At 61.0% G+C, this 13,420-nt stretch carries 12 protein-coding genes; 10 read left to right on the top strand and 2 right to left on the bottom strand.

Annotated features, from left to right (window positions below):
• Positions 1-83: 83 nt before the first annotated feature.
• Positions 84-329, top strand: a complete 246-nt coding sequence (locus tag AC07XZ_RS02565; RefSeq protein WP_003229635.1) for a GlsB/YeaQ/YmgE family stress response membrane protein — start codon at positions 84-86, stop codon at positions 327-329.
• 103 nt (positions 330-432) lie between these two features.
• Positions 433-969, top strand: a complete 537-nt coding sequence (locus tag AC07XZ_RS02560; RefSeq protein WP_064379774.1) for a DUF3299 domain-containing protein — start codon at positions 433-435, stop codon at positions 967-969.
• Between the two features lie 48 nt (positions 970-1,017).
• Here the strand turns inward: AC07XZ_RS02560 and AC07XZ_RS02555 are convergent, their stop codons facing one another.
• Entirely contained in the window at positions 1,018-1,917 is a 900-nt protein-coding gene (locus tag AC07XZ_RS02555; protein WP_102688435.1) for a D-hexose-6-phosphate mutarotase, read from the bottom strand.
• 57 nt (positions 1,918-1,974) lie between these two features.
• Positions 1,975-2,379, bottom strand: coding sequence for an acyl-CoA thioesterase (locus tag AC07XZ_RS02550; RefSeq protein WP_003229628.1), 405 nt, complete (start codon positions 2,377-2,379; stop codon positions 1,975-1,977).
• Positions 2,380-2,757: 378 nt separating this feature from the next.
• Between AC07XZ_RS02550 and AC07XZ_RS02545 the strand changes: the two genes are divergently transcribed.
• From AC07XZ_RS02545 to AC07XZ_RS02510, 8 genes are all read left to right on the top strand, one after another.
• Positions 2,758-4,056, top strand: coding sequence for an MFS transporter (locus tag AC07XZ_RS02545; protein WP_102688434.1), 1,299 nt, complete (start codon positions 2,758-2,760; stop codon positions 4,054-4,056).
• Between the two features lie 238 nt (positions 4,057-4,294).
• A complete protein-coding gene (locus AC07XZ_RS02540) occupies positions 4,295-5,296 on the top strand; it encodes a phosphate ABC transporter substrate-binding protein PstS (RefSeq protein WP_007954316.1) in 1,002 nt (333 codons plus the stop codon).
• A 424-nt stretch (positions 5,297-5,720) separates the two neighbouring features.
• Positions 5,721-7,754: an ABC transporter permease subunit gene (locus AC07XZ_RS02535; RefSeq protein WP_170844920.1), complete on the top strand. Its 2,034-nt coding sequence runs from the start codon at positions 5,721-5,723 to the stop codon at positions 7,752-7,754.
• Between the two features lie 16 nt (positions 7,755-7,770).
• The gene (gene pstA / locus AC07XZ_RS02530) at positions 7,771-9,441 is read left to right on the top strand and encodes a phosphate ABC transporter permease PstA (protein ID WP_085747944.1); all 1,671 of its coding nucleotides are present in this window, start codon (positions 7,771-7,773) and stop codon (positions 9,439-9,441) included.
• A gap of 82 nt (positions 9,442-9,523) precedes the next feature.
• A complete protein-coding gene (gene pstB, locus AC07XZ_RS02525; RefSeq protein ID WP_065258233.1) occupies positions 9,524-10,357 on the top strand; it encodes a phosphate ABC transporter ATP-binding protein PstB in 834 nt (277 codons plus the stop codon).
• A 124-nt stretch (positions 10,358-10,481) separates the two neighbouring features.
• Positions 10,482-11,243: a phosphate signaling complex protein PhoU gene (phoU, locus tag AC07XZ_RS02520; protein WP_007954334.1), complete on the top strand. Its 762-nt coding sequence runs from the start codon at positions 10,482-10,484 to the stop codon at positions 11,241-11,243.
• 177 nt (positions 11,244-11,420) lie between these two features.
• Entirely contained in the window at positions 11,421-12,377 is a 957-nt protein-coding gene (locus tag AC07XZ_RS02515; RefSeq protein ID WP_064379783.1) for a response regulator, read from the top strand.
• Between the two features lie 140 nt (positions 12,378-12,517).
• A complete protein-coding gene (locus AC07XZ_RS02510) occupies positions 12,518-13,414 on the top strand; it encodes a peptidoglycan DD-metalloendopeptidase family protein (protein WP_085747943.1) in 897 nt (298 codons plus the stop codon).
• Positions 13,415-13,420: the final 6 nt, after the last annotated feature.

The following is a 13,420-nucleotide window of genomic DNA, read 5'->3' as shown; positions in this document are numbered from 1 at the left end:
TTGCGGGGCCGCCGTTCTCTGATGGCAGGATGCGAAAGTCTGGCTAGGCTTCATCGCATATCTACCATTCAGAGGGAAATGCCATGGGAATTATCGGAACCATCTTTATCGGCCTCATCGTCGGCTTGCTGGCGCGGTTCCTGAAACCGGGCGATGACAGCATGGGCTGGATCATGACCATCCTGCTCGGTATCGGCGGTTCGCTGGCAGCCACTTACGGCGGCCAGGCCCTGGGCATCTATCAGGCGGGTCAGGGCGCCGGCTTCATCGGCGCGCTGGTTGGCGCGATCGTGCTGCTGGTGATCTACGGCCTGATCAAAAAGAACTGATTCAAAGCGACAAAGTCCTCTCCGCCAATCCGGCGGGGAGGGCTAAAATGCTCGGCGATTCAGCGTCCCCTCCCTTTTCGAGCATCCTTTACCGAGCACCTTCATGCGCCGTCTTCTGTTGACTCTCCTTTTGCTGGGCAGCGGTCTGGCCCACGCCGGCGAACTGCCGGAAACCGACTGGCTGGAACTGATGCCCAAGTCGGACCAGAAAGCCCTCGAGGCCATGCCTGAAATCGACCACAACTCCCCGGAAGCCACCGGCACCTTCACCCAGAAAGGCGGGATGAAGCAGGCCAAAGGTTTGCCGGCGGTGATGTATTCGACCAAGACCGTGGCGTCGATGAACGACAAGCACATCCGCATCGGCGGTTATCCGGTGCCGCTGGAATCCGACGCCAAGGGCCGCAGCACGCTGTTCTTCCTCGTGCCGTACCCGGGCGCGTGCATCCACGTACCACCACCGCCACCGAATCAACTGGTGCTGGTGCGTTATCCAAAAGGCTTGAAACTGGATGACATCTATACGCCGCTGTGGGTGACCGGCACGCTGAAGATCGAGAAGGTCAGCAATGACCTGGCCGATGCGGCGTATGCGCTGGAGGCGGACAAGGTGCGGGTGGTGCAGGAATCGGATCTGTAATTCAGAACGGCAAAAAAAATCGCAGCCTCAGGGCTGCGATTTTTGTTTTCAGAGTGGCTCGCTGCCAATACTGACACCCATTGTGTGACCGGCATCCGGCGCCAGAGTCATCACATCACTCATCACGTTCGCCGTCTCGATGCACAGCATGCGCTGCCAGCCGTCGTTATCCATGTCGCTGAGCGCGGCGGCGCGGTCGATCCACGGGTTCCAGATCACCGCCGTGCGTGAACCGGTAGCGGTCAGCACGATGCGCCGTTCCCAGGCCGGATCGATAATGCTCAGTTGCGGCGGAACGTCGAGGTAGATACGGTCGGTTTCCCCGGCAAAACGCAGGTCGCCTTGCTGGGTGTGGGTTTTCCAGTCATCCAGAGTCTCGATGTAATCGAGGCCATCCACACCTTCGACGCGAACGTTGCGCACATCGCTGACGGCGAAATAGCTGTGCAATGCCTGGCTGATGCTGACGCTGTCTGTACCACGGTTGTGGCTGGTCAGGCTGATGTGCAGTTGATCGTCGAGGCGCAGGGTCAGGGTCAGATCGACCTGATGCGGCCAGCCCGGAAAACCGCCTTCAGGGTAGGGCAGCTTGAACTCCACCTTCAGGCTTTCACCTTCGGTTTCAATACCGCCCAGCTCCCAATCCATCGTCCGGACAAACCCGTGGGCGGCGGCCGGTTCTTCGCTGACGCGCATCACCTGCACGCTCTGCGGGTTGCGTTCGAACTTGCCGAACCACGGCCAGCACACCGGCACGCCGGCGCGGATGCTCTGGCCGGTCTTGAACATGGCCTTGTCGTTCAGCCAGATGATCGGCGGCTGGCCGTCCACCTGATAACTGAGGATGTGCGCGCCTTGCTGGGCCACCAGCACTTCGGCCTGACCGTGGCGGATGCGCCAGCAGTTCAGTTCATCCAGTTTCACGGCTTCAACGTTGGGCGTGTTCATGGGACAACTCTCGATCAGCAACTTGGACGACTATCGACCGTGAAACGGCCGCGAGGTTTAACGTGCGCGTGGCGGAACCGAACGGGTGCGACCGCTGCCATCGATGGCGACGAACACAAACACCGCTTCGGTCACTTTACGCCACTCGCTGGACAGCGGATCGTCGCTCCACACCTCGACCATCATCTGGATCGAGCTGCGGCCGATTTCCAGGGTCTGGGTATAAAAGGACAATTGCGCGCCGACAGCCACCGGCACCAGAAACGCCATGCGATCGATGGCGACGGTCGCAACACGGCCGCCGGCAACACGACTGGCCATGGCAGTGCCGGCCAGGTCCATCTGCGCCACCAGCCAGCCGCCGAAAATATCGCCGAAGCCGTTGGTTTCGCGGGGAAGCGCGGTGATTTGCAGGGCCAGGTCGCCTTGCGGGATCGGATCTTCTTGTTCGAGCTCTATCATGCCGGGGGTGCCTCTGACCCGTGACTCTTCGTTGGGTATTGCTGGTGGTAGCCGTCTTCGGGAAAAACGATTCAGCACCGAACATACTACGTTCGTCACGTTTTCCATCAGGCGCCTAAGGAGAAACTCTGCGAAACCGGCTAATCCCGAGCAAGGGTCGGGCCAACGACGTTTTCGCACAGCAACCCCTTACAAACCGGAGCAAGGTTGCGAGTATATCGGTCGGTAGACTCCGCGACGACCGTCCGGTTCTGATTTCGACCGGCAAATACGCGCCTCTATGTGCTTTTTCGAACAATTTGCTATGGTGCCGAACCTGCCCGAGCCACAGCCAGCGTTGTTGTGGCGGCAGATCCGACTATAAGAGAAGACCTTGCCATGACCACAGCGCCCTCGAGCCTCGCGCAGCCCGACCAACCCGCACGACCGTTGACCCGCAATGACTACAAGACTCTGTCGCTTTCGGCCCTGGGGGGCGCGCTGGAGTTCTACGATTTCATCATCTTCGTGTTCTTCGCCACCGTGGTCGGCAAATTGTTCTTCCCGGCCGACATGCCCGAGTGGCTGCGCCTGATGCAGACCTTCGGCATCTTCGCCGCCGGCTACCTCGCGCGGCCGCTGGGCGGGATCGTGATGGCGCACTTCGGCGACCTGCTGGGGCGCAAGAAGATGTTCACCCTGAGCATTTTCATGATGGCCGTGCCGACCCTGATCATGGGCCTGCTGCCGACCTACGCCCAGATCGGCATGTGGGCGCCGATTCTGCTGCTGTTGATGCGCGTCATTCAGGGCGCGGCGATTGGCGGCGAAGTGCCGGGGGCGTGGGTCTTCGTTTCCGAACACGTACCCGGCAAGCACATCGGCTACGCCTGCGGCACCCTGACCAGCGGCCTGACGGCGGGCATCCTCCTCGGTTCGCTGGTCGCCACCGCGATCAACAGCATTTATACGCCAACGGAAGTTTCGGATTACGCCTGGCGAATCCCGTTCCTGCTGGGTGGCGTTTTCGGTCTGTTCTCGGTCTACCTGCGCCGCTGGCTCCACGAAACTCCGGTGTTCGCCGAACTGCAACAGCGCAAGGCGCTGGCCGAAGAGGTGCCGTTGCGCGCCGTACTGCGTGACCATCGCGGTGCAATCGCGGTGTCGATGCTGCTGACCTGGCTGCTGTCCGCCGGTATCGTTGTGGTGATCCTGATGACGCCGACCGTGTTGCAAACGGTCTATCACTTCTCGCCGACCACCGCGCTGCAATCCAACAGCCTGGCGATCGTGTTCCTGAGCCTGGGCTGCATCATTTCCGGTGCGCTGGCCGATCGCTTCGGTGCCGGTCGGGTGTTCGTGTTCGGTTGCCTGGGTTTGCTGGCCAGTTCCTGGACCTTCTATCACAGCCTCGCCGATCATCCGAACTGGCTGTTCCCGCTGTATGCGCTGACCGGTTTTCTGGTCGGCACCATCGGCGCGGTGCCTTATGTCATGGTGAAAGCGTTCCCGCCGGTGGTGCGCTTCAGCGGTCTGTCCTTCTCTTATAACGTCGCTTACGCGATCTTCGGTGGCCTGACGCCGATGGTGGTCAGCCTGCTGCTGAAAGAAAGCGCGATGGGGCCTGCCTACTATGTGGCGGTGCTGTGCGGGATGGGGATCCTGGTCGGCGCGTGGTTGTGGAGCAAAGGTCGCTAAGCCACCTCACACTGATCGTTCCCACGCTCCCGCGTGGGAATGCATCCTGTGACGCTCCGCGTCACGTCTTGAAGCGGACGCGGAGCGTCCATGGCGGCGTTCCCACGCAGAGCGTGGGAACGATCTGTCACGACATGCTGGCCTTTCATCCAATTGTCATATTTCAGCCATAGAGTGTTCACACGGCCTGCTGATACTTGGCCCCGACTTAACACACCCTATCTGCTAGGAGTAAGGCATGAAACTGAAGCGTTTGATGGCGGCAATGACTTTTGTCGCTGCTGGCGTTGCGACTGCCAACGCGGTTGCCGCTGTTGACCCTGCTATCCCGAGCTACACCAAGACCACTGGTGTGTCGGGCAACCTGTCCAGCGTCGGTTCCGATACCCTGGCCAACCTCATGACCCTCTGGGCTGAGAACTACAAAAAAGAATACCCGAACGTAAACATCCAGATTCAGGCCGCTGGCTCCGCCACCGCGCCACCTGCGCTGACTGAAGGCACCTCCAACCTGGGCCCGATGAGCCGCAAGATGAAGGACACCGAACTGGCTGCCTTCGAACAGAAATACGGCTACAAGCCAACCGCTATCCCGGTTGCCGTGGACGCCCTGGCTGTTTTCGTTCACAAGGACAACCCGATCCAGCACCTGACCATGGAACAGGTTGACGCGATCTTCTCGTCCACCCGTCTGTGCGGCGCCAAGACCGACGTGAAAACCTGGGGTGACCTGGGCGTGACCGGCGACCTGGCCAACAAGCCGGTTCAACTGTTCGGTCGCAACTCGGTATCCGGCACCTACGGCTACTTCAAAGAAGAAGCCCTGTGCAAAGGCGACTACAAGCCTAACGTCAACGAACAACCAGGCTCGGCTTCGGTCGTGCAGTCGATCAGCTCCTCGCTGAACGGCATCGGTTACTCGGGCATCGGCTACAAGACCGCCAGCGTGAAAACCGTTGCTCTGTCGAAGAAGGGCAGCACTGACTTCATCGAAGACACCGAAGAAAACGCCCTGAACGGCAAGTACCCGCTGTCGCGTTTCCTGTACGTGTACGTCAACAAAGCCCCGAACAAGCCTCTGGCCCCGCTGGAAGCCGAGTTCGTGAAACTGGTTCTGTCGAAACAGGGCCAGGAAGTGGTCGTGAAAGACGGCTACATCCCGCTGCCAGCCAAGGTCGCTGCAAAAGCACTGGCTGACCTGGGTCTGCAGGAAGGCGGCGCTGAAGTCGCAAAAAAGTAACAAACTGAGTCAGGGGTGAACCCCGCCTGACTCACGTGTGGGGCCCGGCCCGCAAGCGGCCCGGCCCCCACACTCCCCGAATTCTTCTATCCACTGCCAGTGCCCTGCTGGCGGCGGATTTGGTGCGTCACTGCATTGTCATCTTTCTGTCATACAGGATCGCTAGGGTGTGCGCATGAATGATCTGGCCAATTCCAAAATGACTACGAACCCTCCCAAGCGCATTGACTTCAATACGCCTGAGTTGCAACGCAAGCGCCGCATTCGCGCGCTCAAGGATCGCTTCACTCGCTGGTACGTCCTCGTCGGCGGTCTGGCGGTGCTGGCAGCCATCACCCTGATCTTCTTCTTCCTCGCCTACGTGGTCGCGCCGCTGTTCAAAGGTGCTGACCTGACTGCGAAAGATGCAATCACCCCGGCCTGGATGCAGGACGCCGGCAAGCCGCTGATGATTTCGCTCGAAGAGCAAAATCAGGTGGCCATGCGCGTTTCCGACAAGGGCCAGGCGCTGTTCTTCGACATCGACAGTGGCGCTGAATTGAAGCGCGTCGATCTGCCCTTGCCGGCAGGCGCCAGTGTGACCTCCATCGGCGAAGACCAGCCGGGCCATCCGCTGGTGGCCGTGGGCCTGTCCAACGGTCAGGCGCTGGTGTTCCGTCACACTTATAAAGTCAGCTACCCGGATGGCAAGAAGACCATCACTCCGGCCATCGAGTACCCGTACGGCGAGACACCGATCGCACTCAACGAAAGCGGCGGTGCGCTGGAGCATGTCAGCCTCAATGCCACCGATTCGACCCTGATGCTGGTCGGCTCCACCGGTTCGCAACTCAATGTGCTGTCGCTGACCAGCGAAGAAAACATGATGACCGGCGAAGTCACCAACGAGCAGAAGCGTATCGATCTGCCGCAGATGACTGAACCTGTGAAAAACATCTTCGTCGACCCGCGCCAGCAGTGGCTGTACGTGGTCAACGGGCGTGCGCAGGCCGACGTGTTCAGCCTGCGCGACAAGAGCCTCAACGGTCGCTACAAACTGCTGGAAAACGCTGACGCTGAAGTCACTGCGACCACGCAACTGGTCGGTGGTATCTCGCTGATCGTCGGTGACTCCAAGGGTGGCCTGGCCCAGTGGTTCATGGCCCGCGACACCGACGGCGAGCTGCGCCTGAAGCAGATCCGCACCTTCCAGATGGGCACCACGCCGATCGTTGAAATTTCCGCCGAAGAACGTCGCAAGGGCTTCCTGGCCCTGGATGCCAGCGGCAAGCTCGGCGTGTTCCACAGCACCGCGCACCGCACCTTGCTGGTCGATCAAGTGGTCGAAGGCCAGGGCCTGTTCGGCCTGTCGCCGCGCGCCAACCGCGTGATCGTCGAAGCCGGCGGCAAGCTGCAACCGCTGCTGCTCGACAACCCGCACCCGGAAGTTTCGTGGAGCGCGCTGTGGAGCAAGGTCTGGTACGAGAACTACGACGAGCCTAAATACGTCTGGCAATCGACTGCGGCCAACACCGATTTCGAACCGAAACTGAGCCTGTCGCCACTGACCTTCGGCACCCTGAAAGCCGCGTTCTACGCGATGCTGCTGGCTGCACCGCTGGCCGTCGCCGCGGCGATCTACACCGCGTACTTCATGGCCCCGGGCATGCGCCGCAAGGTCAAACCGGTGATCGAGCTGATGGAAGCGATGCCGACGGTGATCCTCGGCTTCTTCGCCGGCCTGTTCCTCGCACCGTATGTGGAAGGGCATCTGCCGGGCATCTTCAGCCTGCTGATGCTGCTGCCGATCGGCATCCTGATCGCCGGTTTCACCTTCAGCCGCCTGCCTGAGTCGATCCGCCTGAAAGTCCCGGACGGTTGGGAAAGTGCGCTGCTGATCCCGGTGATTCTGTTTGTGGGCTGGCTGTCGCTGTACATGAGCCCGTTCATGGAGAACTGGTTCTTCGGCGGTGACATGCGCATGTGGATCTCCCACGACCTGGGCATCACCTACGACCAGCGCAACGCCCTGGTGGTCGGTCTGGCCATGGGCTTTGCGGTGATTCCGAACATCTACTCGATCGCCGAAGACGCCGTGTTCAGCGTGCCGCGCGGCCTGACCCTGGGCTCGCTGGCCCTCGGTGCCACGCCGTGGCAGACCATGACTCGTGTAGTGATCCTGACCGCCAGCCCGGGCATCTTCTCGGCGCTGATGATCGGCATGGGCCGTGCGGTCGGCGAAACCATGATCGTGCTGATGGCCACCGGCAACACTCCGGTCATGGAAATGAATCTGTTCGAAGGCCTGCGCACCCTGGCCGCCAACGTCGCGGTGGAAATGCCGGAGTCGGAAGTCGGCGGCAGCCACTACCGCGTGCTGTTCCTCTCGGCGCTGGTGCTGCTGTTGTTCACCTTCGTCATGAACACCCTCGCGGAACTGATTCGTCAGCGTCTGCGCAAGAAATACTCGTCGCTTTAAGCAAAGGTAGAAGTCTGTGAAACAGAACTCCCTGAAAGGATGGTTCAAGAGCGGCGCCCCCGGCGTCTGGATCAGCGGCGGCGCGGTGTCCATCGCGGTCATCATGACCATTGGCCTGCTGGCGGTGATCGCCGTGCGCGGTCTGGGTCACTTCTGGCCGGCGGATCTGATCCACGCCAGCTATGACGTACCGGGCCAGGGCCAGCATCTGGTCGTGGGCGAGGTGGTGCAGAAAGAAGAAGTGCCGCGCGCCCGTCTGAAGAGCGCCGGCCTGCCGGTGCCGGACGAAGGTCCGGAATTCATGACTCGCGAGCTGATCAAGGTCGGCAACCGTGACCTGAACGGCAACGACTTCACCTGGATCGTCGGCGAGTGGCTGACCAACCAGACCACGCCGGTGGAACTGATGGCGCTGGAGCGTCGTGAGTGGGGCAACTTCTACGGCTACCTGGTCAACGTCAAACAGGACGGCAAGGTGATCGCCGAAGGCGAAGCCGCCTGGCCTGAACTGCAAGCGCGGATCGATCGCGTGAACAAACTTGCCGCCCAGCTCAAGACTCTGGAAAAAGTCGATATCGGCGCGATCAACGCCGGCCTCGAGCGCATCCGTCTGCACGGTCGCAAGCTGGAGCTGGAAGGCAAGCTCGACGCCACCGCGCAAGCGGACATGGAATCCGAACGCGCCGAGCTGAACGCCCGCTATCAGGACATCGAAGCCCGTCTGGCCGACCTGCACGCGCAGTTCAACCGTGACGCCTTGACTGCTCGCGATGCGAACGGCAAGGAAATCGAAATCGGCCTGGGCAAAGTGGTTCACGCCTACCAGCCGAACGCGATGGGTACGTTCACCAAGATCGGTTTCTACTTCAGCAAGGTCTGGGAATTCCTGTCCGACGACCCGCGTGAAGCGAACACCGAAGGCGGGATTTTCCCGGCGATCTTCGGCACCGTGATGATGACTCTGATCATGGCGATGATCGTGACCCCGTTCGGCGTGCTGGCGGCGGTGTACCTGCGTGAATACGCCAAGCAGAACACCCTGACCCGGGTGATCCGGATCGCGGTGAACAACCTGGCGGGTGTTCCGGCGATTGTTTACGGCGTGTTCGGTCTGGGCTTCTTCGTCTACGTGCTGGGTGGTTCGCTCGACCGTCTGTTCTTCCCTGAAGCGCTGCCGGCACCGACCTTCGGTACGCCGGGTCTGCTCTGGGCTTCGTTGACTCTGGCGCTGCTGGCGGTGCCGGTGGTGATCGTGGCCACCGAAGAAGGTCTGGCGCGGATTCCTCGCACCGTGCGTGAGGGCTCGCTGGCTCTGGGCGCGACCAAGGCTGAAACCCTGTGGAAGATCGTTCTGCCGATGGCCAGCCCGGCCATGATGACCGGCATGATCCTCGCCGTGGCTCGCGCCGCCGGTGAAGTGGCGCCGCTGATGCTGGTGGGTGTGGTGAAACTGGCGCCGTCGCTGCCGGTGGACGGCAACTACCCGTACCTGCACCTGGATCAGAAGATCATGCACCTGGGCTTCCACATCTACGACGTCGGCTTCCAGAGCCCGAACGTCGAGGCCGCGCGGCCGCTGGTATACGCCACTGCGCTGTTGCTGGTACTGGTGATCGCCACCCTGAACCTGTCGGCGGTGTACATCCGTAACCACCTGCGCGAGAAGTACAAGGCGCTGGACAGCTGATCGCCGTCACAAGAATTGAAGGGCTGCCGGCCTGTATACCGGCAGCCAACCGAACCGAATTTGTTAGCACAGGGGATCTCCCATGCAGCACGAAACACATACCCACGGCATCAACATGTCTGCCCTGGGCCGCGACAAGCAGAGCCTGAACCTCGAGCAGGAAACTGTAGCTATCGAAGTGCCGGGCCTGAGCCTGTTCTACGGCGAGAAACAGGCGCTGTACGACGTCAGCATGAACATCCCGAAACAGCGCGTGACCGCCTTCATCGGCCCGTCCGGCTGCGGCAAGTCCACGCTGCTGCGCACTTTCAACCGCATGAACGACCTGGTGGACGGCTGCCGCGTCGAAGGCGCGATCAACCTGTACGGCAACAATATCTACCGCAAGGGCGAAGACGTGGCCGAGCTGCGTCGCCGGGTCGGCATGGTGTTCCAGAAGCCTAACCCGTTCCCGAAGACCATCTACGAGAACGTGGTCTACGGCCTGCGCATCCAGGGCATCAACAAGAAACGCATCCTCGACGAAGCCGTCGAGTGGGCACTGAAAGGCGCGGCACTTTGGGACGAAGTCAAAGACCGTCTGCATGACTCGGCCCTCGGACTGTCCGGTGGTCAGCAACAGCGTCTGGTGATCGCCCGTACCATCGCCGTGGAACCGGAAGTGCTGCTGCTCGACGAACCGTGCTCGGCCCTCGACCCGATCTCGACCCTGAAAGTCGAAGAGCTGATCTACGAACTCAAATCCAAGTTCACCATCGTCATCGTGACCCACAACATGCAGCAGGCGGCGCGGGTGTCCGACTACACGGCGTTCATGTACATGGGCAAACTGGTGGAATTCGGCGACACCGATACCCTGTTCACCAATCCGGCCAAGAAGCAGACCGAAGACTACATCACAGGGCGATACGGCTAGCCGTACAGCTGCAAGCGGCAAGCTTCAAGCGGCAAGTTAGAAGCGATGCGGCAGGGAACACCACATAACAGCTTGCAGCTCGTAGCTTGCAGCTCTTGGTTAAACGCTTTTTCGGAGCGAACGCATGATTTCCAAAGAAGGCCTCACTCATCACATTTCCGCGCAGTTCAACGCCGAACTGGAAGAAGTGCGCAGCCACCTGCTGGCCATGGGCGGGCTGGTCGAGAAGCAGGTCAACGACGCGGTCACCGCGCTGATCGAGGCCGACTCGGGCTTGGCCCAGCAAGTGCGCGAGATCGACGACCAGATCAACCAGATGGAACGCAACATCGACGAAGAATGCCTGCGCATTCTGGCCCGTCGTCAGCCGGCGGCCTCCGACCTGCGTCTGATCATCAGCATCTCCAAGTCGGTGATCGACCTTGAGCGCATCGGTGACGAAGCGACCAAGATCGCCCGTCGTGCGATCCAGTTGTGCGAAGAAGGCGAAGCGCCGCGCGGTTACGTCGAAGTGCGTCACATCGGCGACCAGGTGCGCAACATGGTGCGTGATGCGCTGGACGCGTTTGCCCGCTTCGACGCCGATCTGGCGTTGTCGGTGGCGCAGTACGACAAGATCATCGACCGCGAATACAAGACCGCCCTGCGCGAGCTGGCGACCTACATGATGGAAGACCCGCGCTCTATCTCGCGGGTCTTGAGCATTATCTGGGTGCTGCGTTCGCTGGAGCGGATCGGCGACCACGCGCGCAACATCTCGGAGCTTGTGATTTACCTGGTGCGCGGCACCGATGTGCGCCACATGGGCCTCAAGCGCATGAAGGAAGAAGTTGAAGGGACAAGTGGCGAAACCGCTAATGTTCCGGGCGATGCTGACGATAAGTAAGATTGCCTGAGAAAAGCGCCCGGCCCTTTGGCCGGGCGTTTTTGTTTCTGCTTTTCATGGGCAGAACCGAATTAAAAAGCAGCACCCGCGAACGAAAAGTCCCGGCGTGACTGAAGAGTTTTGGCAATGTGCCATCAGCCAGCGTTATGCTTGCCGGGATTTTAATAGGGGTGTTGGATGAGCAAGATCAGTGTGTTGGTCGTGGACGATGCATCGTTCATTCGTGACCTGGTGAAAAAGTGCCTGCGTAATTACTTCCCGGGGATCCGCACCGAGGACGCCATCAACGGCAAGAAGGCCCAGGCCATGCTGGCCAAGGAAGCGTTCGACCTGGTGCTGTGCGACTGGGAAATGCCGGAAATGTCCGGCCTCGAACTGCTGACCTGGTGCCGTGAGCAGGACAACCTCAAGACCATGCCATTCATCATGGTCACCAGCCGGGGCGACAAGGAAAACGTCGTGCAGGCGATCCAGGCCGGTGTTACCGGTTACGTCAGCAAGCCGTTCACCAACGAGCAACTGCTGACCAAGGTCAAGCAGGCCCTGAACAAGGTCGGCAAGCTCGACACCCTGATGAACAGCGCCCCGACCAAGATGAACTCGGCGTTCGGCAACGACTCTCTGAGCGCGTTGACCGGCGGCAAGGCTGCCGTGGTTGGTTCCGCACCGACGGCTGCGGCAGTGAATCCGTTTGCCAAGCCTGCCGCTGCGGCCCCGGCACCTGCCGCCGCGCCACAGCGTGGCCTGCTCAACAGCCCGCCCGTGAAAGCCCCGGCAGCCTCCAGCGCTCCGGCCGGCGGTCGCGGTCAGGGTCAACTGCGCCTGCCAAGCGGCACCCAGCAATGCGTGATCAAGGCCCTGAGCATCAAGGAAGCGCTGCTGGTGGTGAAACGCACCGACACCCTGCCGCAGATCCTCGATAGCGCCGTGCTCGATCTGGAGCAGGGCGACAACGCCGAAATCGCCCGCCTCAACGGCTACCTGCACGCCGTCGTCGCACACGAGCCGAAACCCGACAGCGACTGGCTGCAACTGACCTTCCGCTTCGTCGACCAGGACGCGCAGAAGCTCGACTACATCTCCCGCCTGATTGCTCGCGGTACGGCGCAGAAGCACTTCGTTCCGGGCGCATAATCTTCGTCGCCTGACATTGATCGTTCCCACGCAAAGCGTGGGGACGATCATTCACGCCATTTTGAAACATCTGTCGACTAGCCTGGTCTGCTTCAGCTGCTAGGCTCATTCCCAGGCCTTACTCGACAGAACTTTTGCCCATGCCCCTGCGCCTGCTGTTTTTCTGTGGTCTGTTCATGGCCTCCACCTCGACTGTGGCCATGACGATCTACAAATCCACCGATGCCAACGGAGTGGTTTCGTACAGCGACCGTCCGAGCAAAGGCTCCCAGGTGTTCGTGTTTCAGGACCGGATGGTCGAGCGCCTCGAGCGCCAGGTCTATCTCGACATCAAGAAGCAGAAGGGCGCGGACGTGGTGTTCGTGCGCAACGACCTGTACGCGCCAGTCGAGGTTGCACTGGCGTTTACCGGGATGAGCAACGTGCGTGGCGCACCGGCGCAAACGATCCGCCGGGTACTGCCGGCGCGCAGCAATACGCGGCTGGCGTTGCTGACGGCGGTGTCCGGTGGCAAGCCGCTGGTGTATACGCCGATGTTCCAGTATTCCCTCGGTGACCCTGCTGGCGCGGCTCAGGGCTATCGCTATCCGTTTCCGTGGCGAGGCGGTCCGTTCCGTCTCAGCCAGGGCGCCAATGGCGATTACAGCCACTTCGGGCCGAAGAACAAATACGCGATGGACATCGCCATGCCGGTCGGCACGCCGATCATTGCGGCGCGCGCCGGTGTGGTGGTGAAGACCGAAAATTCCCAGAACGGGCGCGGCACCGATCCGTCCGGCAATTTCGTGCGGATCCTGCACGACGACGGCACGATGGGCGTGTACCTGCATCTCAAGCAAGGGTCGGTGAGTGTGCGTGAGGGGCAGCGGGTGACGGTGGGCAGTCCGCTGGCGCTGTCCGGCAACACCGGCAACAGCAGCGGCCCGCACCTGCACTTTGTGGTGCAGCGCAATACCGGGATGGGGCTGGTGTCGATTCCGTATCAGTTCAACCAGCCGCTGGGGGCGTTGCCCAACTTTGCGTTGGGCAAGCAGTAAACCCCG

The organism is Pseudomonas sp. GW458-11-26-14-LB4, from assembly GCF_059423925.1.
This window is presented reverse-complemented; position numbering and strand designations above follow the sequence as displayed.